Source organism: Streptosporangium sp. H13245 (genome assembly GCF_055690525.1).
Genome location: NZ_JBSZKT010000001.1, coordinates 25,965 through 48,918, shown reverse-complemented (window position 1 = coordinate 48,918; position 22,954 = coordinate 25,965). Strand labels below are relative to the sequence as shown.

Genomic DNA, 22,954 nt, shown 5'->3' with positions numbered 1-22,954 from the left:
ACCGTGACGCCCGTCGCGACACCCGTAGTACGCCCGTAGTGACAAGGAGTTCGTGTGCTGCGACCAATACGCATCGTGTCCTGGGCGTCTGGGGCGCTCGGGGGAGCGGGGACGACGTAGTGGAGTTCTGGAAGACCATCCTCGACCTCGCCAGGAGGAAGCGGGTCGGGTTTCCGCTGGTCGGCCTGGCGCTCCTCGCCGCCGTGGCCGTCTTCTTCCTGGTGCCCCCGCGCTACGTGTCGAGCGCCTCCATGGTGCTGACCACGCCCCCCGCCGGGGGGACGACGGACCCGGCCAAGCCGCTGGGGCGGAGCAACCCGCTGCTGCAGTTCAGCGACGGCCTCAGAACCACGGCGGGCATCCTCATCCTGTCCATGAACACCGAGGCGGTCATGACGGAACTGGGCATCGTGAAGGACGGCCCCGTCACGGTCACGATCAACGACGGGCGCACCAACCCCAACATGCTGGGCATCCTCATGAACGGCCCGTTCGTGTACGTGGAGGTGGAGAGCGACTCCGCCGACGTCACCCGTACCGTCATGGCCAGGACCCAGTTCCGCCTCAGGACCGAGCTGGTCCGCAGGCAGGAGGTGCTCGGCGCCCCCCGCCCCACCTTCATCGGGTTCGTCGAGGTGGTACCGGCCGGTTATCCCGCGATGGACCGGAGCGGCACGTGGCAGGCCGCGGGCGGGGCGGCGTTCGTCGTCGTCCTCCTCGGCCTCGGCGCCGCGTACGCCGTGGAGCGCCGGAGGGTGTTCCGGCGGAGGTCCGACGCCGAGCGGCCCGGCGAGCCCCGCCCTGACCCGGACGCGTCCTCGGACCGGGACGCGGACGCAGCCTCGGACCTGGACCCGGTGGACCAGGTCGATGAGGCGCGTCCCGGTGACCTCCCGGAAGAGGACGGGGAGCCCGAGAACGGCAAGAGCGCTCCCGGACCGCCCGTCACCGTGTACCCGGCGGAGGCGATACCCCACGTGGGCGACAGCGGCAGATAGACGACGGCGCAGACAGACGACGGCGACGAACAGGCGACCGCGACAGGCAGACGAAGGGAAACGCGTGGACTTCTGGGGGACCGTACTCATCGTGTTACGGCGCTGGTACGTCGCCCTACCGGCGTTCCTGCTGTCCATCGGCGCCGCGCTGGGCGTCTACTCGTCGATCCCGACGCTCTACGTCTCGAACGCCGTGCTCGTCCTGACCATCCCGCCCACCGGCGGAAGCCTGCCGAGTGACCCCGAGCGTCCCAACGGGCTCACCAATCCCCTGCTGAACTTCGACTGGGGCCTGAGCATGTCCGCCTCGATCCTCATCCAGGTGATCAGCGCGCCGGAGACGGCGGAGTCGCTCGGCGTGCGGCCCGAGGGCGACACCACCTTCACGGCCACCAACGGCAGCACCAACCCGGAGGCGCTGGACGGCGGGCCGTTCGTGTACATCGAGGGCACGAGCATGTCGCCCGCCGGGGCGCGGGACATCGTGACGCGGGTCAGGGACCGGGCGAGGACCGAGCTGGCCGGTCGCCAGCGGCAGCTCAACGCGCCCCCGGCGACCTACATCACGATGAACGAGATGGTGCCGCCGACGGAGCCGCAACCCCAGCGCGGGGGGAAGACGCGCGGGGCCGCCGCCGCACTGCTGCTCGGGGTGCTCGCCAGCCTCGCCTCGGTGTTCTCCCTGGAGAGCTTCCTCGACGCCCGGAGGCGGAGACGCGGGGTGCCCGTGGCGGCGTCCGTGCCCGCCGAACCCTCCCTCCTGAGGCGGTGAGGGCTCCGGTGGCCCGCACGCTCCCCCCGGCCCCGGCCTCGGCTCCCGCGTCCGTTCCCAGGGCCACGGCCCCGGTCCCGGCCCCCGTGTCCGTCGCCTCCCTCGACCGTCCCGGCCTCCGCAGCGCCGACGGGGCCACCCTGGCCGCCGCGTTCGCGGTGGTCCTGATGCTGTCTCCGGCGCGATTGGTCTTCCGCGGCCTGCCCTTCTCGCTCACACCCGCCGACGCGGTCGGCCTCTTCGCCGCGCTGTGGTGGTTCTGCGCGCACCTCACCACCACGCTCGGCGCGGCCAAGGGCTCCAATCCGGTACGTACCGCGCTGTTCGCGTACACCACGGCGATGCTGGCCACCTACGGGTACGCCAGCGCCGCCTACCTGCCGCCCGACGAGCTCGACATGGCCGACCACAGCATCGTCCTCGTCGTGGCGACCGTGGGCATCGGCCTCGGGGCGTGCGACGGCATCCGGGGCCGGGAACGGCTGGACTTCGTCCTGAGATGTCTCGTGATCTCCGGTGCGGCCGTCGGGGTCATCGCGGCACTCCAGTTCGTCCTCGAATTCGACCTGACGAAGTACCTGGCCTTTCCCGGTTTCCGGTTCACCTCGGAGCTACCGGCGATCCTCGAACGGAACACCCTGCGCCGGGTCGCGGCCACCACGGGACACCCCATCGAGCTCGGTGTCGTCTGCGCGATGATCATCCCTCTCGCGCTGCACTACGCGTTCGGCGCCCGCGACCGGGGTGAGCCCGCCCTGCGCTGGTGGGCCTGCTGCGCGCTGATCGGCACCGGGCTGATGTTCTCCGTGTCGCGGTCGGCGGTCCTCGGGCTCGCCGTCGTCAGCGTGGTGCTGGTCGCCGGGTGGCCCGCGCGCAGGAGGATGTGGGCGGCGATCGGCGGCGCGGGCTTCCTGGTCGCGATGAAGGTGGCGGTGCCCGGGTTGATGAGCGTCTTCCTGGGGCTGTTCACCAGCCTGTCCAGCGATTCGAGCATCCAGTACAGGACGCACGACTACGCGGTGGCGGCCACCGAGATCGGGAACCACTTCTGGGTCGGCAGGGGGCTGGGCACCTGGTACGCGCCCAAGCATCTGATCTTCGACAACCAGTACATCCTGTCGCTGGTGGAGACCGGGGTCATCGGCCTGGCCACCTTCGCCGGGATCTTCCTGACCGGCATCTGGGCGGCGCTGCGCGTCCGCCGCCTCAGCTCCGACCCGGCCGTACGGGATCTGGGGCTGACCCTGGCCGCGTGCCTGGTCGTCCCGCTGGTCGGGGCGGCCACGTTCGACCTGCGCTCGTTCGCGACCGTGACGGGACTGTCATTCCTGATCATCGGGGCGGCCGGCTCGCTGCTGCGCGCCACGCGTCGGCCGAGGGCCCAGGCCGTCCGGCCACCGGAGCGGCCCACCGGAGAAACCGGACGGGGAGCTCGATGAGGCCGCCGAGGTCGCAGAGGTCGCCGGGAGGGCCTGTGAAGGGGTCTTTGGGAGGGCCGGTGAAGGGGGCGTTGGGAAGGTCACCCGGCCAGCCGGTCGCGCAGGTCCGCCCAGGAGCCCGCGGCCAGGTCGCGCTCGCTGATCGCGGTGACCGGCAGCGGCCACCGGATGCCGAGATCGGGGTCGTCGTAGCGGACGGCGAGGTCCTCGGCCGGATCGTGCTCCCGGTCGATCCGGTAGCAGACGTCGGCCTGGTCGGTCAGTGCCTGATAGCCGTGCAACAAGCCAGGAGGAACGTAGAGGTGAACGAACGTCTCATCGTCGAGAACCACCGACATCTGGCGGCCGAAGGTCGGGGAGTCCGGCCTGGCGTCGACGAGCACGTCGTGCACGGCCCCGCGGGCGCACCGGACGAGCTTGGCCTCCCCCCGGCCGCCCCGGCCGTGCAGGGCCCTGATCGTCCCCAGACGGGACCGCGACTGGCTGTCCTGGACGAACGCGTCGGGCCGCAACCCGTGAGCGGCGGCGAGGGCCGCGTCGAAGGTGCGGGTGAACAGCCCGCGGTCGTCCCGGTGCTGGGTGGGAACGAACAGCAGGACACCATCGATATCGGCGCGTTCGACTCTCATGCGCCCATCTTCCCGACTCCCGAACCTCCCGGCCACGAAGAAGCGGAAAACGGTACCGATCGGCGTACGCCGGAGAGGTCCGGGACGGGGTTCGCGCGCGTCCGGGTCGGGGCCGTCGAGGTCATGGCGGTCAGCGAGGCGGAGCTTCTCGACCACGTGGCGGCCGGGTGGCGGCGGGGATGCGGCGGCGCGATCGTCACCGCGAACGTCGACATCGTCCGCGCCGCCACGCGCGACCCCGCCCTGGCGGACCTCGTCACCCGTTCCGAGATCGTGGTCGCCGACGGCATGCCGGTGGTCTGGGCGTCGAGGCTCGCCGGGCTCGCGGTTCCCGGACGGGTCACCGGCGCCTCGCTCGTGCACTCCCTGTCCGGACGGGCCGCGCGCGAGAACCGCTCGGTCTACCTGCTCGGAGGGGAACCGGGCGTGCCGGAGGCCGCGGCGCGGGTCCTCGCCGGACACTGCCCGGGGCTGCGCGTGGCGGGTACCTGCTCGCCTCCCTTCGGGTTCGAGAGCACGCCGGACGGGATGCGCGAGGTGGTCGGGGGAGTGGTCGCCGCCGCACCCGATCTCGTCCTCGTCGGGCTGGGTTTCCCCAAGCAGGAAAGGGTCATCGAGGCCCTCAGGGCGGAACTGCCCGACGCCTGGTACCTCGGCTGCGGGGCGGGGATCCCCATGGCGGCCGGGCGGTTCAGCCGCGCCCCGGGGCCGGTCCAGCGGGTGGGCGCGGAGTGGCTGTACCGGCTCGCCCTGGAACCGCGCCGCCTGGCCCGCCGCTACCTGCGCGACGACGCGCCGTTCGCGATCACCCTCCTCACCGGCGCGCTGCGCACCCGCCTGACATCGGCCCGCCGCCCATGACCAGGGCCCTTTCTCCGAACACCGGACCACCGCACGCAGCCGGTGACCGCTCACAGGGCGCCGGGCCGTCGTACGCGACCGGTGATTCCCCGCAGGGCGTTGAGCCGCCGCCCGCGACCGATGATTCCCCGCAGAGCGCTGGGCCGTCGTACGCAGCCGGTGATTCCCCGCGAGGCGCTGAGCTGCCGCCCGTGACTGGTGATTCCGCGCAGGGCGCTGGGCCGCCGTACGCGACCGGTGATTCCGCGCGAGGCGTTGAGTTGCCGCACGTAGCCGGTGATTCCCCGCAGGGCGCTGGGCCGCCGCACGCGACCGGTGATTCCCCGCGAGGCGCCGGGCCGCTGCCCGTAGCCGGTGGTCCCGTGCCCGAGATCGAGGCGCCCTCCGGCGTGACCACCTTCCCCGTACGGTCCTCTCTCACGAGAAACGGCTCCCCCATGGCTGCTCCAGACTGGCCCCCGCTGGCCATAGTGATCGTCACGTATTCGAGTGGCAAGGTCGTCGAGGGCTGCCTGCGCTCGCTCGACGCGGCACTGGCCGGTGCCGGTCCGGCGCGGGTCGTGGTGGTGGACAACGCCTCCGCCGACGACACCATTGAGCGGGTACGCGAGGTCGCGCCCGAGGCCGAGGTGATCCAGACCGGGCGCAACGCGGGTTTCGCCGCCGGGGTGAACGCGGGCATCGCCGCCTCGGACGGCTGCGACGTACTGGTGCTGAACCCCGACATCCGGCTCGCGCCCGGCTCCGTGCTCCTGCTCCGGCAGACGCTCGCCCTGCCGGGAACCGGGATCGCCGCCCCCCGTCTCACCGACGAGACGGGCAGGCTCCACCTTTCCATGCGCAGGCGTCCCACCGTGCCGAGGGCGTTCGGGGAGGCGCTGCTGGGCGGGCACCGGGCCGGGCGGATCCCGGCGCTCGGCGAGCTGGTCGCGGACCCGGCCGCCTACGACAGGCCGCACGCGGTCGACTGGGTGTCCGGCGCGGCCTGGATGATCTCCCGCGCGTGCCTGGACGCCCTGGACCCCCTCGACGAGCGCTACTTCCTGTACTCGGAGGAGACCGAGTACATGCTCAGGGCGGGGGAGGCGGGGTTCGCCGTACGGTACGAGCCCGGTGCCGTGGCCGTGCATCTCGGTGGAGAGCAGTCCACGTCGAGCCGGTTGTGGGCACTGTCGTCGGCGAACCGGGTCCGGATGCACCGGGAGCGGTACGGCCGCCCGCGCGGGCAGCTGATGCGGCTGGCCGTCGGGCTCAACGAACTGGTCCGCGCGGTCGCCAGGGGCCGCGAGGGCGGGAGGCGGCACCGGGCCGCCCTGCGCCAGCTGGTCCCCCTGCGCGAGTGGCCGCTCCTGCCCGACGAGGAGGGAGCCTCTCCGGCGACCCGGCCCGCGACCGTCTCCCCCGTCCCCAGGCTCCCGGCATCGGAGGCGACACCCCCGCTCCCGGCCCCGGAAACGACGTCCCCGGACCCGGAGGCGGCCTCTCCCGGCTACGTCTGTTTCTCGGCGCAGGACTGGTGGTACCACAACCGGGCGCACTCGGACTTCCAGCTCATGCGCTCGGTCGCCGCCCACAGGAAGGTCCTCGTGGTCAACAGCATCGGGATGCGCATGCCGATGCCGGGCAGGTCCACGCAGGTGCTGCGGCGCGTGGGGCGCAAGCTGCGCAGCGTCGCGATGCTCGTCAGGAGGCCGCTGCGGGAGGAGTTGCCCGGCTTCTACGTGATGTCCCCGCTGCCGCTGCCCTTCTACGGGTCGCCGCTGGCCAGGCGGGTGAACGCGCTGCTGGTCAGGGCCCAGGTGCTGGCCGTCTCGCGGGCACTGGGACTGCGCCACCCCGTGATCATGGTGACCATCCCCACGGCGTGGGACGTGGTCCGGCCGATGCGCAGGCGCGCACTGGTGTTCAACCGCTCCGACCGGCACTCGTCGTTCCCCGAGTCCGACCGGCCGACCATCGAGGCGCTGGAACGCGGCCTGCTCGAACGCTCCGACCACGTGGTCTACGTCAGCACCGCGCTGATGGGCGAGGAGAGCGGCATGACCGGGGACCGCGCGCACTTCCTCGACCACGGCGTGGACACCGACCACTTCCGGCGGCGCCCGGAGAGCGAACAGCCCGCCGACCTCCGCGCGATCCCCGGGCCGAGGGTGGGATTCTTCGGCGCGCTGGACGACTATCTCGTCGACTTCGACCTTCTCGAACGGATCGCCGTCGAACTGCCCGGCGTCTCGCTGGTCCTGATCGGCGACGCGACCGTCCCGATGGAACGGCTCACCCGCCACCCGAACGTCCACTGGCTCGGTTTCAGGCCGTACGAGCAGATCCCCGCGTACGGATCGGGGTTCGATGTCGCGATCATGCCGTGGCTGGACAACCCGTGGATCAGGAACTCGAACCCGATCAAGCTCAAGGAGTATCTCGCGCTGGGCCTGCCGGTGGTCAGCACCGATTTCCAGGAACTCGCGAACTATGCCGATCGCGTCAGGATCGCGGCCGACGGCGGCCTTTTCGTCGACGCTGTTCGTGCGACGTTGCGCGACGGGGGGCTGCAACCGGCGGACACCATGCGGGGGTCCGTGCTCGGCGCCTCCTGGTCCTCGCGCGCCGCGCAGCTGATGGCGCTCGCCGAGCTGTCACCGGGTCCGCGATGAGGAGGACGAGACCATGAGATCCGAGGACCACGGGCGGACGACGGGACGCCGGGCCGGGCGGCGGTTGCCGATGCTGGTCGGGGTGGGGGCCGTCTCGGTGTCGGTGGCGCTGCTCGGGCTCTCCTGGATCGACGTACCCGGCCAGGACCGAGACCCGATCGCCGGTGTGCCGGCCGGTGCGTGGTCGGCCGCCGGTCCTCCCGCGACGGCCGCCCGGGTGCCGTGGGAGGGCGGCCCCGCCTACTACGGGCGGTTCGCCGCACCGGCGGCGGCGGGCTGGACGAACCCGTCGTTCTTCCCCGTGGGCGTCTGGTTCGAGTCCGTGATCACCCAGGCCGACGCGGACAAGGACCGGGCCGCCGGGATCAACACCTACGTGGAGCTGACCGAGACCAGCGACATGGCGCTGGTACGGAAGAACGGCATGTCGGCGCTGACGAGCGCCCCCCTGCCCGGCTACGGCAAAGAGACGGTGGGCTGGCTGCTCAACGACGAGGTCGACATGTGGGCGAAGGCCGGAGACGCGGGATGGACCGGCAACCACCCCGGTGAGGGCCCCCTGTGCGTGCCCGAGGACAAGGGATGCGGTTTCACCGTGCTGCGCACCCGGAAGGAACGGGTCCCCAAGGGCGACGGCAGGATGCACTACGCCAACTACGGCAAGGGCGTGATGATGTGGGAGAGGGACGCGGACGCCGCCGCGTTCGTCAACCGCTTCACCGACGTCGTCTCGTCCGACGTCTACTGGTACACCAGCGCGAGCGTCTGCCTGGACGGGCAGAACTTCCTGTCCCTGCCGGTCTCCCGGTGCCGCAGGGCCGCCAACTACGGTGCCGTCCTCGACCGCCAGCGCGAGCTGGACGCGCTGGACGGCCGCCGCCAGCCGATCTACGGCTTCGTCGAGGTCGGCTGGCCCGCCGAGAACGACACCCAGGCCATCCAGCCGCACCAGGTGACGGGCGCGGTCATGAGCTCGCTGATCCACGAGGCCCGGGGCATCATCTACTTCAACCACAACTTCGGCGGCCCGTGCCACTCCCAGCACGTCCTGCGGGAGGAGTGCGGGCAGAAGGTCAGGCCCGCCGTGGCCGAGGTCAACCGGCGCATCGGGCAGCTGGCCCCCGTGCTGAACACCCAGTCGTACGCGCACCGCTTCGGCACCGGCCTCGACACCATGCTGAAACACCACCGGGGCTCGTACTACGTCTTCGCGATGCCCGGCGCGGACACGGTCCCCGGCATGCGGACGTTCACCCTGCCGCGCGGGATCCGGGCCGCGCGTGCCGAGGTCCTCTTCGAGAACCGGTCGGTCCCCGTCGACGCCGGGGGCAGGTTCACCGACTCCTTCGCCGCCGAGTACTCCCACCACATCTACCGGATCACGCCCTAAATCCTGTACGGAGGATTCGCCCGCGCGGTGGTTCCCAGCGGGCCAGCCAGCCAGCCGGGCGGGGGCTGGGCGCGGGACAGTCGCGGGCCGGAGAACAAAACTTCTGAGCTTTTTGGAAGTTTTCGTTATCCACTCGCGACCTGCGGGTCTCCCATGTAGCGGCGCGTGCGAACGCCGCCAGACGTCCCCTCCGTGACTTCCCAACAGGACAAGGACTCCATTCACTATGAGTACTACCGCCTCGCGCGGCATCCGAGCCGGACGCGCGTCCGTCGTACGCCAGGTCCGCCGCCTGTCGCTGGCCGGTGTTCTCGTCGGCCTCCTGAGCACCTCCGCGGTGAGCGTCGCCTCCTCGGCCGCCGCGGCCGAGGTGCCCCTCTCGCAGGGCCGTACCGCCATCGCCTCCTCGGCGGAGCGCGGTGACCTGTCGGCCGCGGCCGCCGTCGACGGCAAGGCCAGCACCCGCTGGGGCAGCAAGTTCAGTGACCCGCAGTGGCTCGCGGTCGACCTCGGCAAGTCCACCGCCATTGACAAGATCGTCATCAACTGGGAGAACGCCTACGCCACGGCGTTCCAGATCCAGACCGCCGCCGACAGTGACGGCCCCTGGAAGACGGTGCACAGCACCACGGCGGGCAAGGGCGGTGTCCAGACTATCAACCTGTCGGCCACCGGCCGGTTCGTGAGGCTGTACGCGACCAAGCGGTCCAGCCGGTACGGCGTCTCGCTGTGGGAGTTCCAGGTCTTCGGCGCGGGCTCGGGCACCTCGACGCCGACGCCGACCCCGAAACCGACTTCGACCTCGACCGCGACGCCGAAGCCGACGCCCAGCGCCACCCCGACCACCACCGCGCCCGCCGGCGGCTGGGTGCCGGTGGACCAGGTCGCGTGGAAGAAGGCCCTGGACGCGTACAACAAGGTCAAGCCCATCCCGGTCCCCGCGGGAATCGTGAGGGTCCCCGAGTTCCACACCAACTGCACGGTGGCCAACGAGGCCAAGGACGACCCGATCGTGCTGCCCGGCCTGGTCGGCGCCTCGCACCTGCACACCTTCTTCGGCCCGAAGGTTTCGGCGAACACCACGACGCAGGACCTGCTCGACAGCACCACGACCTGTGACGCTCTCGGGGACAACAGCGCCTACTGGGCGCCGACCCTGCTGAAGAACGGCAAGCCGGTCCCGATGGAGAACTTCCGCGTCTACTACGGCTCCCGCCTCAAGGACCCGTCGGAGGTCGTGCCGTTCCCGCCGGGCCTGCGCGTGGTGCAGGGCGACGCGAAGCGGCAGGTGGCGACGCCGAAGGGTGCCTCCGGCCAGTTCTGGTGCGCGGGCAGCGCGGAGACCGGCCGTAGCGCCGACGGCAACTGGCCCGTCTGCGCGAAGGGCGGCAACCTGATCTACCAGCTGACGTTCCAGGACTGCTGGGACGGCAAGCACATCGACTCCCCCGACCACAAGTCGCACATGGGCCCGGCCAAGAACGGCACGTGCACCGGCGACTACCCGGTCGCGGTTCCCAACCTCTCGTTCATGCTCGGCTACAACTCCCTCGGCGGCGACGACCTGGCGCTGTCGTCGGGCATGCCCTCCTCGATCCACGGCGACTTCATGAACGCGTGGACGCCGGAGACGCTCGGCGCGCTCGTGAAGGTCTGCCTCAACGCGAAGGCCAAGTGCGGCACCAAGCCGGGCTGGGGCGGCTGACCAGTCCCCATCACCACCCTCGCATGACACGCCGTGCCGGTGATCCCGCGTCTCGCGGGGCCACCGGCACGGTGCGTGTAACCGGGTCGCGCCACCCGGCACGCCTTTTCTGTGATTCAGCGAGTCTCCGTTTCGAAAGAGCGGAGAAGCTGTGGATCTGAGCGATGAGCTGAAGAGAGCGGCCTGGCGTAAAGCTACCAAGAGCGGGTCCGGCCAGGGCAACTGCCTGGAGGCGGCTCCGTTGTCGGGTGGCCGGGTGGGGCTTCGTGACACCGAGGCTCCCGAGCGGGCGCCTTTCGTGGTGAGCGCGAGTGTCTGGGACGCGTTCGTCGACGGCGCGAAGAAGGGCGAGTTCGACTTCTAGCCCCCACCTCGGAACACGGAAAGGCTCTCGGTCACCGCCAGGGGCTTTCCCGTCCGTACCGCCAACAGCAGAGAGGCTGAACAGCCTGCCCAGGCTTTCGCCATGGCGTTGTCAGGTGCGCGCGGGCTGGAGGTCATGGACCTGGACGATCAACTGTGTGGCCAGCGCCCGGTTAAGCAAGTGGAACTCATCCAGGCCGACAAGGATTTGGTGGCGGGTCTCCAGCACTCGGCCGCCGTCGTCCTCGCCGTACAGGTTGGCCAGAACCGCAACAGGGGAGTAGTCGCCGACCGTGCAGACAACCGCCATCTCTCGGCGCAGGTACGGGCAGGCAGTCAGGGCCTCACTGATGTGCGCCTTGCACGTGGGCGGGTGAGCTGTGGGCCAGGGCGATCGGAAGTCGTCGGCCAGCCTGGCGGGCAGGATCCACCAGACGCGCCCGGTGTCGGTGTCAGTTGCGGGTCCGCCGCACACGCGGCACAGTCTCTGCAGCATGCACCGCCGTTGGCGTTGCGTATGAACCAAGTGCCACTGAATCCTTCCCTCCCGTGCCGTGCCGCAGCGAGCCCACAGAGCCCCGAACATCCACTCCTGCGGGAGCGCGTCACGGTAGGTCAGCCGGGGCACTCCGTCCGCCCACTCGAAGGCCAACGGCAGATCCAAGTTCTCCTCGGCGTACGACGTGATGTAGGGCTTGCGCGGGGCAGTCCCTGCTGCCGCAGGGCGGCCGGTCATCCCGCTTTCCCGTCGGGCCAGATCGACCACGTCACCCGCGCGGCCAGGCATCCCAGCTCAAACTCTCGGAAAGTCGATCCGGTCACGTCAGCGGGGGCGTTCGCGGCACTACCCTGACGGCGTCCCTCAAGAGGGTCATCCGGATTCTTCGTGACGTCGAACTCCGGTATCTCCCGCGTCACGCCGTCTCCTTCGGGAGCGCGGCGAGGATCAGATCCACGACCGCGTGAGGCTGGTCGGCGTTCACCAGCTGGGTCGTGATCCCCACCGAGGGCAGCGAGACCACGAAGCAGCCGGAGCGGTCTCCCACGGTCACGCTCGCCACCTCCCAGCCGTCGCGGCTGTGCGCGATCAGCTCGAAGCGGTCCTCTCGCGGGAACGGAAGCGGCCGATGACTGCGAAGGTGGAGCCCTACATAGTGAATGATCGACGTGCGAACACCTCGCGCATGGACCAGCCGCGCGAGGTTCCGCAACCCCTCGGGAAGCCCTTGCCCATCAGGGCTGGCGGTCTCATCGCCCTCATGCCCCCCGGCGCGGGCCGCTGTCACTATCTGTCCGGATGTCATAACCCAAACGGTAGGAGCGGGTGTTTCCAGAGCGCCATAAGCTTGCGGATACTTGCGGACAGCTACTCCAGAGAGTCCATGGCCGCTTTGATTAGGGTCCGTGCCTCCCGTCCGAAAACGGCTATCTCGTGAAACCGGGTGAACGTCTCGGCGTACATGGTGATCTCTCGCGGCTGCGTGATCGTGAGAAAGCCGGACACCAGTTCCACGTTCGCCTGCACATGATCGAAAATGTAGAAGTTCTCGACGGGCCACCGCCCCGCCCGCTCGACATGAGGCGGGATCACCGCCAGAGAAACAGAGGGAAGCGCCATCGCCTCCAGCAGGTAACCAAGCTGACCGATCATCACTTCAGGGCCGCCACGTCGGTAGGTCAGCGCCGCGGCCTCCAGAATGAACACAAACCGGTGGTCGCCCTCGTACAGGATGTGCTGGCGAGCCATCCGCTCGGCGACGGCTTCGGCAACGTCGTCGACGGGTACCCGCCTGCCGTCGCGAATCGCTGACAGGGTGGCCGTGGTGTACCCGGCCGTCTGAAGAAGGCCGGGAATGACGTCCTGGCAGTAGGAGCGATACACCTTGGTCCGCTCGTATAGTTCCCGGACAGCGGCGTTCAAGTGGGTCAGGCCCGACTTCTCGGCTCGTTGCCAGTCCAACCATGCCGAGTCCACAGCCCGCAGTTCGGCGATCAGATCAGGGAGCAGGCCGGGCACCCCGCATACCTGCACCCACGCCGCTATGTCGCTCTCGGATGGCTGCTTCTTGCCGTGTTCGATCCGTGAGGTCTTGGCCTCATGCCACCCCGCCAAAGCCGCCAGGGCTCGGGAGGTCAGGCGCGCGTCAAGCCGTAGGTCGCGTAGCCGGGAGGCGAGGGCCTGTCTGGCCGCCTGAGCGCTGGAGCTGGAGGAATGCGGGGTGGGCATGAGTGTGTGCGAGACCTGGTCAGGAGGGCGACGAGATCTGATACTCCTCGTGGTCGGTGGCGCGATCCCAGGCAGCCGCGAACGCCGATGAACACAACGTCACGATTGCCGGATCATCGGTCTCATCATTGGAGACCCATGCACCGTCGCCCGCGAAGTGGCAGAACTGCACCATGCTGTCATCGAAGACCCATACGTCGTTTCCCGGAAGGGCCAGATCTGAGGCCAGGCGCCTCGGGAGCCACCTGATCACCTCACCGGCTGCCAGGTTCACCTCCGGGGTTACGGCGTGCTCGAAGGCGATGTAGGTGCTCACCGGCTCGGACACGACGCGGACTCTCCGCATCTGCACTCCCCGCGCGATCGCCGCACGGGCGGTGGCGGTCCACTCTGAGTACAGCCGTACCGCCTCGGCGAGATCTCCGGCCTCCCAGGCAAGGTAGCCGGGATCGCCGGTCATGTACTGGTCGCGAAACTCCAGCTTGAAGGCTGTGCGCTCACACTTCGCCAGCAGGTCGCCGAACTCTGTCACGGCATGCCTCCAGGATGATCTCGATCATGCGCTCGGGGAGTCGCACCACTGACTCCGTGTCCAGGATGGGGCTGTCGGCTGCGACCTTGGCCAGGATCTCCGGGTCGACAACGGTCTCTCCTTGGAAGAAGAAATCGCCTGTCTGCTCGTCTCGGAACACGGCCGGACAGTTGTTGCCCGGATTGGTTGGGTCCTTGCCGTAGAACGTTATCGCCACGGTGGTCTCCTACCTCTGGGGTTTGCGGCTCCTTGCGCACATGCGAGCCTGAACGCAGGTAAGGGAGTAGTCAAGGGGGTCCTTGAGAGCGAGGCCATCATGGGGTCAGCACAACGTCAGCACCGGTACTGACAACAACCCGGAACAACCGATATCACCCAGAGAAGCAAGAAGGCCGCCAAGGCCCTTGAGCTGGGACTTTGGCGGCCGTTTGACCAGGTCAGACCTGATCTGTTGTGGAGCGTGGTGGACGACACAGGGATTGAACCTGTGACCCCTTCCGTTCACCCATTCCTCCGGGCAGGAGGGCCTTCCCGGAGGAATGAGGCGGGGGCGTTCCCGAGGGAACATCAGCGCGGGTTGTTGTAACGACTGAGCACTCCCATGGCGTTCAGTCGACCGACGACCTCGGTTCTGACGGTGGTGTAGGAGATCCCCAGGCCGGTGAGGATCTCGCAGGCGCGGCAGTCGTGAACGGCGAGCAGCGCGAGCAGAATGCGCTGGGATCCGACGCCATAGTGCCCGGTCTTGTTCCCCTGTCGCGGCGCCCCCTTGGCCAGCACGTACGCGGCGTGGTCGCTGAAGGAGACCTTTCGCGGCACGCTGGTCGCACCCTTGGGCATGACGGTGGCGATGGCCGCCTCGACGGCCTCCACGCTACCTGCCAGGTCGTCCAGGATTTCGAAGGCCAGGCCGCCCGCCCCGTCGTCTGCCCGTGTGCGCCATACGCTCTCTGATGGCCTTCTTGCGGCGGAGTCCTCGACCATGGTCTTCGTCCTTTCAGGCAGCGTCCTACGCACTCCGCCGGGAACCGTGTCCGCTGAAAGAAGACTTCCGGGAGGAAAGAAACGCTGATCCGGTGGACCTTGTCCTCTTCGCCGGGTGGCGTAGGCACCTGCGGCTCGGAGCGGGCGGGACGTTCAACCGCCTCTGGCGCGGAGTCTAAACGCTGTCGGCGTTCTCCGCGCGTGGCACGATCTCGGTGCGCCGACTCGCGTTCGGTGGCGCATGGCTCACCGTCGCCGGTGCCGGTCCCGCGCGACCAGGTCTTCGCGGTTCAGGAGAGGCGTCTTCCGTGGAGGCATTACCCTCCGGGATTCCACGACCTTCGGATACGAGGCGCCAGCCCGCGTCTTCTCGCCCGTTTGGGCTGGTGACACGTTTCTTGACGAACCCTCGACAGGGCCGCTCGGTCAGCTCTTCTCGTGGGCGAACCAGTCGACGGTGCGTCGCAGGCCCTCCTCAAGTCCGACGGCGGGTCGCCAGCGAAGGATCTCGGCGGCGGCGGTCGGGTCGGCGATTCTGGCGCTGTCCAGCGGGCGGTCGCCGAGGGCGCCGTAGCGGGGGCGGGCCCGGCCGCCGACGATGCGGGAGAGGAGTTCCACGGTGTCGCGGATGGAGGTGCCCGTCCCCGTACCGATGTCGAAGGCGCGGCCCGCCGCCTCCGGGGTCTCGCCCGCGCTGAGGAAGGCGTCGACCACGTCGTCGACGTACACCCAGTCGAGGTGGCGCGTCCCGCTGCCGAGTTCGGGGGTCCGCCCGCGCAGCAGTGACAGCGCCACGTAGGGGACCAGCTTCCGGGTGTCCTGGCGGCCGGGCCCGTAGACCATGCCGATCCGCAGGTTGCTGACCTGGACGCCCCACAGGTGGTGGAACATCCGCGCGTAGCCGTCGGCGGCCCACTTGGACACCGCGTACGGCGAGGACGGCGCCTTGTCGCCCTCCTCGGGCCGGAGCTCCTCCAGCGAACCCGCCAGCACCACCCTGGTCTCGGGGGTCCCGGAGACCGCCGTCAGCACGTTGACCACGCCGGTGAGGTTGCTGTGCAGCATCGGCAGCACGAGCCGCGGATCCCTGGCCCCGGCGACCTCGCTGGCCAGGTGGAACACGACGGCGGGACGGGTCGAGCCGACGAGCCACTCGACCGCGTCCGCGTCGGCGACGTCCGCGACGTGCCACGTCTCGCCGTTCGAGCCCTCCCTGGGGCGGCGGCTGACCGCGTGCACCCGCGCGCCGAGCGCGCTCAGACGCCGCACCAGGTGGGTCCCGATGAAGCCACCGGCTCCCGTCACCAGCACGGGCCTCGTACACCAGTGGTCTTCCTCCGCCGGGCTCGGCATGGGCGCTCTCCTCGTTCTTGCCGTACGTGACGAGTCTCGCCGGGCGCCCTCACGCGAGGGGCCGGGCGTGCCGGAAGGGCCGCGTCTCCCGCCGGCGGGAGATACGGCACCACACAGAACGTGTGGACTGTGCGGAGTCGTATGGCCAAGGAAATTCATACCCTGCCGTACGGGAAGCCGTGGAGGTGAAGGAGATAATTCCCTGAAAAGGTGATTCGCCGGAAAATGGCTACCACCGGAAACGGCTGTCCCTGGAAACGGCTGTCCCTGGAAATACGGGGAGACCGGAAAGCGGTAGGGCCCGCTCTTCGGAGCGGGCCCTACCGTTTGGTGCTGTTTCGCGCGATCCGGCGGCACCCGGTGGCGATCGGCGTTCTTCGGCCTCGCCCAGCGGTGTCCGCTGGGTCCGGCGTTGTTTCGCGCCGCGCCGTGCCGCGTCAGCCGCGCCGTGCCGTGTCAGCCGATGCGCCAGGTGTCCCCGCCGAGCAGCAGGTCGTTCAGGTCGCCCGGTCCCCGCTCGCCGACGGCCTCCTGGAGCTGCTCGGCCATGAGCTCGTCGTAGGAGGGGCGGTCGACGTTGCGGAAGACACCGATCGGGACGTGCTCGAAGGCGGGCTCGTCCAGCCGGGAGAGCGCGAAGGCCAGCGACGGGTCGGCGCGGTGGGCGTCGTGCACGAGGATCTCGTCCTCGCTCACCGCCGACCTCGGGACGACCTCGATGCCGCCGTCGGCCGCCCTGCGTACCGCCTTGGACGCCGAGGCGATGGGCTGCCCGTGCTCCAGGCGCAGCGTGATGTCGTCGCGCTGCTCCGGGTCCTTCAGCTGCTCGAAGGCGTTGTCGTTGAAGATGTTGCAGTTCTGGTAGATCTCGACCAGCGAGGTGCCCCGGTGCTCGGCGGCCTCGCGCAGCACCGACTGCAGGTGCTTGCGGTCGGAGTCGATGGTCCTGGCCACGAAGGAGGCCTCGGCGCCGATGGCCAGCGAGATCGGGTTGAACGGCTTGTCCAGCGAGCCCATCGGGGTCGACTTCGTGATCTTGCCGATCTCGGAGGTCGGGGAGTACTGGCCCTTGGTCAGCCCGTAGATCCTGTTGTTGAACAGCAGGATGTTCAGGTTGACGTTGCGGCGCAGCGCGTGGATGAGGTGGTTGCCGCCGATGGACAGCGCGTCGCCGTCACCGGTGATCACCCACACCGACAGGTCGGGACGCGAGGCGGCCAGGCCGGTCGCGATCGCCGGGGCGCGGCCGTGGATCGAGTGGAACCCGTAGGTGTCCATGTAGTACGGGAACCGGGAGGAGCAGCCGATGCCCGAGACGAACACCATGTTCTCGCGCTTGAGCCCGAGCTCCGGCACGAACGACTGGACCGCGGCCAGGATGGCGTAGTCACCGCACCCGGGGCACCAGCGGACCTCCTGGTCGGACTTGAAGTCCTTCATGCCGAGTTTCACCTCGGACTTCGGGACCAGCGAAAGCCCTCCGCCCCTCGCGGGGGTGGGCAACTCAGCACTACTCACTGTCGATCACGTCCTGGATCACGCCGGCAAGTTCCTCGGCCTTGAACGGAAGCCCGCGCACTCGGTTGTAGCTGATGATGTCGACCAGGAAGCGGGCGCGGAGCAGCAGCGCGAGCTGGCCGAGGTTGATCTCCGGCAGGAGGACCTTGTCGTACGCGCGCAGGACCTCGCCGGTGTTGACGGGCAGCGGGTTGAGGTGGCGCAGGTGGGCTTGGGCGACCTTGCCCCCGCCCCTCCTGATGCGCCGCACGGCCGCCGCGATCGGCCCGTACGTGGACCCCCAGCCGAGCACCAGCACGCGGGCGTCGCCGTCGGGGTCGTCCACGGTCAGCGGCGGGATGTCGTTCGCGATCCCGTCGATCTTCGCCTGACGGACCCGGACCATCCGGTCGTGGTTGTTGGGGTCGTAGGAGATGTTGCCGGTGTTCTCGGCCTTCTCGATGCCGCCGATCCGGTGCTCCAGGCCCGCGGTGCCGGGAATCGCCCAGGGTCGGGCGAGGGTCTCGGTGTCGCGCTTGAACGGCAGGAAGGTGACGCCGTCCTCGTCGTTCGGCCCCGAGGCGAACTCGGTGGAGATGTCGGGAAGGTCGGCCGCGTCGGGCAGCTTCCACGGCTCGGAGCCGTTGGCGAGGTAGCCGTCGGAGAGCAGCATGACCGGGGTGCGGTACTTCACCGCGATCCTGACCGCCTCCATCGCCGCGTCGAAGCAGTCGGAGGGGGTCGAGGGCGCCACGATCGGCAGCGGCGACTCGCCGTTGCGGCCGAACATGGCCATCAGCAGGTCGGTCTGCTCGGTCTTGGTGGGCATGCCGGTGCTGGGACCCGCGCGCTGCACGTCGACCACGATGAGCGGCAGCTCGGTGGTCACCGCGAGGCCGACGGTCTCGGCCTTCAGCGCGACACCCGGCCCCGAGGTCGTCGTGACGCCGAGCGCCCCGCCGAAGGCGGCGCCGAGCGCCGCCCCGACGCCCGCGATCTCGTCCTCGGCCTGGAAGGTGCGGATGCCGAACCGCTTGTGCCTGGACAGCTCGTGCAGGATGTCGCTGGCCGGGGTGATCGGGTACGACCCGAGGAACAGCGGCAGCCTCGACCGCACCGAGGCGGCGATCAGGCCGTAGGCGAGCGCCTGGTTGCCGGAGATGTTGCGGTACACGCCGGGGGCCAGCTTGGCCGGCTTGATCTCGTATGAGACCGAGAAGGACTCGGTGGTCTCGCCGTAGTTCCAGCCCGCCTGGAAGGCGGCGATGTTGGCCTTGGCGATGTCGGGCTTCTTGGCGAACTTGGTTTCGAGGAACTGGATCGTCGCCTCGGTGGGCCGGTGGTAGAGCCAGCTCAGCAGCCCGAGGGCGAACATGTTCTTCGACCGCTCGGCGTCCTTCTTGGACAGCGCGAAGCCTTCGAGGGACTTGACCGTCAGCGAGGTGAGCGGCACGGCGTGGACCCGCCACTCGGCGAGCGAGTCGTCCTCGAGAGGGTTGGCGGCGTAGCCCACCTTCTGCAGGTTGCGCTTGGTGAACTCGTCGGTGTTGACGATGAGGTCGGCACCGCGCGGCAGGTCGGAGAGGTTGGCCTTCAGCGCGGCGGGGTTCATCGCGACCAGGACGTTGGGGGCGTCGCCCGGCGTGAGGATGTCGTGGTCGGCGAAGTGGAGCTGGAAACTCGACACGCCCGGCAGGGTTCCCGCGGGGGCGCGGATCTCCGCCGGGAAGTTGGGCAGCGTCGACAGGTCGTTGCCGAACTCCGCGGTCCCGGCGGTGAAGCGGTCACCGGTCAGCTGCATGCCGTCGCCGGAGTCTCCGGCGAACCGGATGATCACGCGGTCGAGTTGCTGAACCTGCTTGGTCACAGCTCAGTCCTCCTCGACGCGACAGGGCGCCGTTGCTCGTGGCACATTCTTTTTTCCATGCTAGATCCTCGGGGTCACGCGTAGTCTTTTCGCGTTCCACTCGGCGTAGGAAAGTGACCTTTGTCCCATATCCTTGGTGGCCGCTGAGTCGAATCTGAGTCGAAGCCTGGGGGCGGACGTCGCACGTCGCGGCCGTCGTACGGCCTACGGAGAAGTCACGATCACGGACGGTCGGCCCGACACAGCCCGGCCGCGAGCCGACACAGGTCAACGTGCAGGCGGCCGAAGAGGACAGTTGGGATCACGATGCCCAACTATATGTCTTGCCGCGAAGACGCTCTCATCGCCTCCGGCTATGGCCCCATAGCCACAGGTTATGACATGGACTGCTTTTCCAGCGCCGTCGACACGGTTCCGGAGTCGTAGGTCCGGCCCGGCTCCATCGCGCGCGAGCCGTACAGTTCCGGGACGGTGACAAAGGTATAACCCTTGGCGGCGAGCCCGCGCAGGATCTCGGGGGCCGCGTCCACGGTGGCGCCCTGGAAGTCGCGCATGAGGACGATCGACCCCGGCTTGACCCGGGCGACGGCCCGGCGGGCGATCGCCCCGGCGTCGGGGTCGTTCCGGTCCTCGACGTCCACGCTCCAGCGCACCACGGACATGCCCAGCCGCCGCGCGATGGAGGCCACCTGCACGTCGGTCACACCGTACGGCGGGCGCATCAGCGTGGGGACCTGGCCGATCGCGTGGGTGATCGCGTACTGCGCGCGGGTGAGCTGGTCGGTGAGCATGGTGGGGGGAAGCACGGTGAGATCGCGGTGGGACCAGCTGTGGTTGGCCACCAGGTGGCCCTCGTCACGCATCCGCCGGAGCAGCTCGGGACGCGCTGAGGCGTTGGAACCGAGGACGAAGAAGGTCGCCCTCGCCCGGTACACGCCGAGGATGTTGAGCAGCCGCCCGGTCTCGGGGCCCGGCCCGTCCTCGTAGGTCAGCGCCACGCACTTGACCTTCGCGCAGTTCACGCTGCCCGCCCTGGAGCTGCGCGCCGCGGGCCTGTCCCTGCTCGCCGCGAGCATGTCCTCCTGCGAGGTGAGGGTCGCGGTCCCCACGGCCGCCTGCCGCGCCCGCAGCCCGGTCGCCGACAGCAGCGGCGCCGCGGTCGCGGACGGTACGGCGACCGCCACCCGCCCGGCGACGCCCAGGCCCACCTGCTCGTCGTCGAACTCCACGACGAGGTCGCCGCGCGGGTTGAAGCCGATGGAGTCGAACATCGCCGGGTCCGGCCTGAGCGCGTTGGGATTCACCAGCGGTCCCCGAAGCGCCAGCTCCCTGCCGACGAGCCCGGTCAGCGTGGCCATCGCCGCGTCGTCCCTGAGCAGGTCGGGGGAGTCCAGGGCGCGGCGGCTCACCCGGTCGTACCAGATGGTGGTCCGGGACTCGTTCCAGCCGGAGCCCAGGGACTGGCCGATGCGCAGCCGCACCCCCAGGACCTCGGGGGAGGCGGCGGCGATCTGCCAGTCCACGTTGAACTCGGGGTTGGCCGGGGCGTCCGAGGAGACCTCGTGCCGGGTGAACCGGTGGAGATGCTCGGTCACCGTCTCGCGGAGCTTCTCGCTGAGGAGAGGGGCCTCGGCGACGACGGGGTAGGTGGCGTGCACGCGGCGGCCCGCGGTCTCTCCCGCGTTCAGGGTTCTCGTGCTCAGGCCCTGGACCATGGAGGGGTCCACGTAATTGATCAGCGTCGGTTCCGAGGGGACGGGGGGATCCGTGTGGGGGGAGGCGGTGGCTATGCCGCAACCGGCCAGCATTGCGGCCATCCAAGCGATTCCTCCGGCGAATCGCAGTTTAGGCATAAAATAACGTTATATGGGTCAATGGCGTGTTTGCCCTGATTTGATGTGAAGTGGACGTAGGCTTTAGCCGTTTCGGGGCGGTGGTTCCCCTGCGTGACGGGAAGGGCGGATACTGCTATAGGTAGGGCGGAGAGCCCCTGTCCTGCGGGTCCAGGGCCGTCCGTCCGGCAGGTTCTCCGGGCGTTCGTGCGGCGGTCCCGAGTTCGTGCGGCGGTCCCGAGGAGGAGTGGCCATGAGCGGATATTTCGGCTCTTACGTGGTGGTCCTCGCGCTGTTCGCGATCGGCCTGCTGATCGTCGCCGGGGCACTGCTCGTCAACCGGGGGCTCCGGCCCAACCGCCCCACCCCGGAGAAACTGCTCACCTACGAGTGCGGCGTCGACCCGGTCGGCGACGGCTGGGCGCAGTCCCAGATCCGCTACTACGTGTTCACCTACCTGTACGTGGTCTTCGCGGTGGACGCGGTCTTCCTGTTCCCCTGGGCGACGATCTTCGCCGCGCCCGGCTTCGGGATGACCACCCTGGCCGAGATGTTCGTCTTCCTCGGCTTCATCGCGCTCGGCATCCTTTACGCCTGGCGCAAGCGCGTGCTCACCTGGACCTGAGGGCCCGCGACGCCGGGCGAGCGCGAGCACCGACTCTGAAGGAGAATGCGTGCCATGGCGGATCTCCCGATGCCCACCGTGGGGCCAGTCTCGCGTCTGGCCCCGAAACCCATGCGCCTCATCCTCAACTGGGGGCGCCGTTACTCGCTGTGGGTGTTCAACTTCGGCCTGGCCTGTTGCGCGATCGAGTTCATCGCGACCTCGATGAGCAGGCACGACTTCATCAGGTTCGGGGTCATCCCGTTCGCCAACGGCCCCCGCCAGGCGGACCTGATGATCGTCTCGGGCACGGTGACCGACAAGATGGCACCCGCGGTCAAGCGGCTCTACGAGCAGATGCCCGAGCCGAAGTACGTGATCTCCTTCGGCGCCTGCTCCAACTCCGGCGGCCCGTACTGGGACTCCTACTGCGTGACCAAGGGCGTCGACCAGATCATCCCGGTCGACGTCTACGTTCCCGGCTGCCCTCCCCGGCCCGAGGCGCTGCTTCACGGCATCATGATGCTCCAGGAGAAGATCGCCGCGGAGAATCTGGGTGAGCGATATGCCTGACCTCCCCGAACCCGGTTCCGGTCCCGTGCCCGGTTTCGCGTACGGCGAGGGGGTCCGGGTGTCGGAGTCCTTCGGCCAGACCACGGTCGACGTGGATCCCGGCGGCTGGCTCGGTCTGCTGGAGTCCGCGAGGGCCGGGGGCTACGAGTTCTTCGACTGGCTGACCGCGGTGGACGAGCCGCCGGAGGGGTTCGCGGTCGTCGCCCACCTTTTCGCCCCCGTCTCGCACGCCCACCTGCTGCTGCGTACCCGGGTGCCGCGCGCCGACCCCCGGCTGCCCAGCGCGGTCGGCGTCTTCCGCGGAGCCGACTGGCACGAGCGCGAGACCTTCGAGATGTTCGGCGTCGTCTTCGAGGGCCACCCGAACCTGGTGCCGCTGCTGCTCCCCGACGGCTTCGAGGGCTTCCCGCTGCGCAAGGACTTCGTGCTGGCCGCCCGGGTCGCCAAGGCCTGGCCGGGAGCCAAGGAGCCGGGGGAGTCCGGCCAGGGCTCGCCGAGCCGCCGCAAGACGCTCCCGCCGGGGGTGCCCGCCGACTGGGGGCGCGAGCGTGGCACCTGAGACACTCGGAAAGCCGTCTGGGATCCGTGCTGGCCGGGGAGCTCCTTCGGTGGAGCCGTCTCGCGCCCGTGACCGTGACGCCCGGGGAGCTCCCCCGAGGGACCGGAGGTGCCCG

General features: G+C 69.5%; 24 protein-coding genes. 11 read left to right on the top strand and 13 right to left on the bottom strand.

Annotated features, from left to right (window positions below; all coding sequences use genetic code 11):
- Nucleotides 1-119 precede the first annotated feature (119 nt).
- From ACW9TB_RS00215 to ACW9TB_RS00205, 3 genes are all read left to right on the top strand, one after another.
- Complete coding sequence (locus ACW9TB_RS00215) at nucleotides 120-998, top strand: hypothetical protein (RefSeq protein ID WP_472745840.1); 879 nt, start codon at nucleotides 120-122, stop codon at nucleotides 996-998.
- A 64-nt stretch (nucleotides 999-1,062) separates the two neighbouring features.
- Nucleotides 1,063-1,770 (top strand): hypothetical protein, encoded by a 708-nt coding sequence (locus tag ACW9TB_RS00210; protein WP_472745839.1) that lies wholly within the window; start codon nucleotides 1,063-1,065, stop codon nucleotides 1,768-1,770.
- A gap of 8 nt (nucleotides 1,771-1,778) precedes the next feature.
- Nucleotides 1,779-3,209 carry an O-antigen ligase family protein gene (locus ACW9TB_RS00205; protein WP_472745838.1) on the top strand — a complete coding sequence of 477 codons (1,431 nt, stop codon included), beginning with the start codon at nucleotides 1,779-1,781 and terminating at the stop codon, nucleotides 3,207-3,209.
- A gap of 80 nt (nucleotides 3,210-3,289) precedes the next feature.
- Here the strand turns inward: ACW9TB_RS00205 and ACW9TB_RS00200 are convergent, their stop codons facing one another.
- A complete protein-coding gene (locus tag ACW9TB_RS00200) occupies nucleotides 3,290-3,838 on the bottom strand; it encodes a dTDP-4-dehydrorhamnose 3,5-epimerase family protein (protein WP_472745837.1) in 549 nt (182 codons plus the stop codon).
- 123 nt (nucleotides 3,839-3,961) lie between these two features.
- Here ACW9TB_RS00200 and ACW9TB_RS00195 point away from each other — a divergent pair, with 123 nt between their 5' ends.
- Entirely contained in the window at nucleotides 3,962-4,699 is a 738-nt protein-coding gene (locus tag ACW9TB_RS00195) for a WecB/TagA/CpsF family glycosyltransferase (RefSeq protein ID WP_472745836.1), read from the top strand.
- A gap of 50 nt (nucleotides 4,700-4,749) precedes the next feature.
- Here the strand turns inward: ACW9TB_RS00195 and ACW9TB_RS00190 are convergent, their stop codons facing one another.
- Entirely contained in the window at nucleotides 4,750-5,007 is a 258-nt protein-coding gene (locus tag ACW9TB_RS00190) for a hypothetical protein (protein WP_472745835.1), read from the bottom strand.
- Between the two features lie 129 nt (nucleotides 5,008-5,136).
- Here ACW9TB_RS00190 and ACW9TB_RS00185 point away from each other — a divergent pair, with 129 nt between their 5' ends.
- The 4 genes from ACW9TB_RS00185 (at nucleotide 5,137) to ACW9TB_RS00170 (ending at nucleotide 10,812) form a co-directional block, all read left to right on the top strand.
- A complete protein-coding gene (locus ACW9TB_RS00185) occupies nucleotides 5,137-7,353 on the top strand; it encodes a glycosyltransferase (protein ID WP_472745834.1) in 2,217 nt (738 codons plus the stop codon).
- Between the two features lie 13 nt (nucleotides 7,354-7,366).
- Nucleotides 7,367-8,743, top strand: coding sequence for a hypothetical protein (locus ACW9TB_RS00180; RefSeq protein ID WP_472745833.1), 1,377 nt, complete (start codon nucleotides 7,367-7,369; stop codon nucleotides 8,741-8,743).
- A 226-nt stretch (nucleotides 8,744-8,969) separates the two neighbouring features.
- Complete coding sequence (locus tag ACW9TB_RS00175) at nucleotides 8,970-10,448, top strand: DUF1996 domain-containing protein (protein ID WP_472745832.1); 1,479 nt, start codon at nucleotides 8,970-8,972, stop codon at nucleotides 10,446-10,448.
- 151 nt (nucleotides 10,449-10,599) lie between these two features.
- Entirely contained in the window at nucleotides 10,600-10,812 is a 213-nt protein-coding gene (locus ACW9TB_RS00170; protein WP_472745831.1) for a DUF397 domain-containing protein, read from the top strand.
- Nucleotides 10,813-10,923: 111 nt separating this feature from the next.
- Here ACW9TB_RS00170 and ACW9TB_RS00165 read toward each other — a convergent pair whose 3' ends face one another.
- The 11 genes from ACW9TB_RS00165 to ACW9TB_RS00115 form a co-directional block, all read right to left on the bottom strand.
- Nucleotides 10,924-11,307, bottom strand: coding sequence for a hypothetical protein (locus tag ACW9TB_RS00165; protein ID WP_472745830.1), 384 nt, complete (start codon nucleotides 11,305-11,307; stop codon nucleotides 10,924-10,926).
- A gap of 418 nt (nucleotides 11,308-11,725) precedes the next feature.
- On the bottom strand, nucleotides 11,726-11,863 hold the full coding sequence (locus ACW9TB_RS00160) for a hypothetical protein (RefSeq protein ID WP_472745829.1): 138 nt from the start codon (nucleotides 11,861-11,863) through the stop codon (nucleotides 11,726-11,728).
- Nucleotides 11,864-12,177: 314 nt separating this feature from the next.
- Nucleotides 12,178-13,038 carry a helix-turn-helix domain-containing protein gene (locus ACW9TB_RS00155; RefSeq protein ID WP_472745828.1) on the bottom strand — a complete coding sequence of 287 codons (861 nt, stop codon included), beginning with the start codon at nucleotides 13,036-13,038 and terminating at the stop codon, nucleotides 12,178-12,180.
- Between the two features lie 19 nt (nucleotides 13,039-13,057).
- Nucleotides 13,058-13,570, bottom strand: coding sequence for a DUF6879 family protein (locus tag ACW9TB_RS00150; protein ID WP_472745827.1), 513 nt, complete (start codon nucleotides 13,568-13,570; stop codon nucleotides 13,058-13,060).
- A complete protein-coding gene (locus tag ACW9TB_RS00145; protein ID WP_472745826.1) occupies nucleotides 13,536-13,787 on the bottom strand; it encodes a hypothetical protein in 252 nt (83 codons plus the stop codon). Before ACW9TB_RS00145 ends, ACW9TB_RS00150 begins: the two co-directional genes overlap by 35 nt.
- Before the next feature lie 350 nt (nucleotides 13,788-14,137).
- On the bottom strand, nucleotides 14,138-14,554 hold the full coding sequence (locus ACW9TB_RS00140) for a hypothetical protein (protein WP_472745825.1): 417 nt from the start codon (nucleotides 14,552-14,554) through the stop codon (nucleotides 14,138-14,140).
- Between the two features lie 426 nt (nucleotides 14,555-14,980).
- Nucleotides 14,981-15,907 carry an NAD-dependent epimerase/dehydratase family protein gene (locus ACW9TB_RS00135; protein ID WP_472745824.1) on the bottom strand — a complete coding sequence of 309 codons (927 nt, stop codon included), beginning with the start codon at nucleotides 15,905-15,907 and terminating at the stop codon, nucleotides 14,981-14,983.
- A 456-nt stretch (nucleotides 15,908-16,363) separates the two neighbouring features.
- Entirely contained in the window at nucleotides 16,364-17,347 is a 984-nt protein-coding gene (locus ACW9TB_RS00130) for a 2-oxoacid:ferredoxin oxidoreductase subunit beta (protein ID WP_472745823.1), read from the bottom strand.
- A gap of 70 nt (nucleotides 17,348-17,417) precedes the next feature.
- A complete protein-coding gene (locus ACW9TB_RS00125) occupies nucleotides 17,418-19,271 on the bottom strand; it encodes a 2-oxoacid:acceptor oxidoreductase subunit alpha (RefSeq protein ID WP_472745822.1) in 1,854 nt (617 codons plus the stop codon).
- A gap of 221 nt (nucleotides 19,272-19,492) precedes the next feature.
- On the bottom strand, nucleotides 19,493-19,576 hold the full coding sequence (locus tag ACW9TB_RS00120; protein WP_472746514.1) for a putative leader peptide: 84 nt from the start codon (nucleotides 19,574-19,576) through the stop codon (nucleotides 19,493-19,495).
- A gap of 69 nt (nucleotides 19,577-19,645) precedes the next feature.
- Nucleotides 19,646-21,088, bottom strand: a complete 1,443-nt coding sequence (locus tag ACW9TB_RS00115) for a polysaccharide deacetylase family protein (RefSeq protein WP_472745821.1) — start codon at nucleotides 21,086-21,088, stop codon at nucleotides 19,646-19,648.
- Nucleotides 21,089-21,356: 268 nt separating this feature from the next.
- Between ACW9TB_RS00115 and ACW9TB_RS00110 the strand changes: the two genes are divergently transcribed.
- From ACW9TB_RS00110 to ACW9TB_RS00100, 3 genes are read left to right on the top strand one after another with little or no spacing between them, the layout of a single operon-like run.
- Complete coding sequence (locus ACW9TB_RS00110; RefSeq protein ID WP_435293921.1) at nucleotides 21,357-21,728, top strand: NADH-quinone oxidoreductase subunit A; 372 nt, start codon at nucleotides 21,357-21,359, stop codon at nucleotides 21,726-21,728.
- 54 nt (nucleotides 21,729-21,782) lie between these two features.
- Entirely contained in the window at nucleotides 21,783-22,280 is a 498-nt protein-coding gene (locus ACW9TB_RS00105) for an NADH-quinone oxidoreductase subunit B (protein WP_472745820.1), read from the top strand.
- A complete protein-coding gene (locus ACW9TB_RS00100; RefSeq protein ID WP_472746513.1) occupies nucleotides 22,273-22,839 on the top strand; it encodes an NADH-quinone oxidoreductase subunit C in 567 nt (188 codons plus the stop codon). Before ACW9TB_RS00105 ends, ACW9TB_RS00100 begins: the two co-directional genes overlap by 8 nt.
- Nucleotides 22,840-22,954 lie beyond the last annotated feature (115 nt).

What these genes read in the sequence shown, in the direction of transcription:
- ACW9TB_RS00200 (WP_472745837.1), bottom strand. Translation starts at nt 3,838, where the DNA reads ATGAGAGTCGAACGCGCCGATATCGATGGTGTCCTGCTGTTCGTTCCC.
- ACW9TB_RS00100 (WP_472746513.1), top strand. Translation starts at nt 22,273, where the DNA reads ATGCCTGACCTCCCCGAACCCGGTTCCGGTCCCGTGCCCGGTTTCGCG.
- ACW9TB_RS00140 (WP_472745825.1), bottom strand. Translation starts at nt 14,554, where the DNA reads ATGGTCGAGGACTCCGCCGCAAGAAGGCCATCAGAGAGCGTATGGCGC.
- ACW9TB_RS00165 (WP_472745830.1), bottom strand. Translation starts at nt 11,307, where the DNA reads ATGCTGCAGAGACTGTGCCGCGTGTGCGGCGGACCCGCAACTGACACC.
- ACW9TB_RS00175 (WP_472745832.1), top strand. Translation starts at nt 8,970, where the DNA reads ATGAGTACTACCGCCTCGCGCGGCATCCGAGCCGGACGCGCGTCCGTC.
- ACW9TB_RS00135 (WP_472745824.1), bottom strand. Translation starts at nt 15,907, where the DNA reads ATGCCGAGCCCGGCGGAGGAAGACCACTGGTGTACGAGGCCCGTGCTG.
- ACW9TB_RS00155 (WP_472745828.1), bottom strand. Translation starts at nt 13,038, where the DNA reads ATGCCCACCCCGCATTCCTCCAGCTCCAGCGCTCAGGCGGCCAGACAG.
- ACW9TB_RS00115 (WP_472745821.1), bottom strand. Translation starts at nt 21,088, where the DNA reads ATGGCCGCAATGCTGGCCGGTTGCGGCATAGCCACCGCCTCCCCCCAC.
- ACW9TB_RS00180 (WP_472745833.1), top strand. Translation starts at nt 7,367, where the DNA reads ATGAGATCCGAGGACCACGGGCGGACGACGGGACGCCGGGCCGGGCGG.
- ACW9TB_RS00110 (WP_435293921.1), top strand. Translation starts at nt 21,357, where the DNA reads ATGAGCGGATATTTCGGCTCTTACGTGGTGGTCCTCGCGCTGTTCGCG.
- ACW9TB_RS00130 (WP_472745823.1), bottom strand. Translation starts at nt 17,347, where the DNA reads ATGAAGGACTTCAAGTCCGACCAGGAGGTCCGCTGGTGCCCCGGGTGC.
- ACW9TB_RS00185 (WP_472745834.1), top strand. Translation starts at nt 5,137, where the DNA reads ATGGCTGCTCCAGACTGGCCCCCGCTGGCCATAGTGATCGTCACGTAT.
- ACW9TB_RS00195 (WP_472745836.1), top strand. Translation starts at nt 3,962, where the DNA reads ATGGCGGTCAGCGAGGCGGAGCTTCTCGACCACGTGGCGGCCGGGTGG.
- ACW9TB_RS00105 (WP_472745820.1), top strand. Translation starts at nt 21,783, where the DNA reads ATGGCGGATCTCCCGATGCCCACCGTGGGGCCAGTCTCGCGTCTGGCC.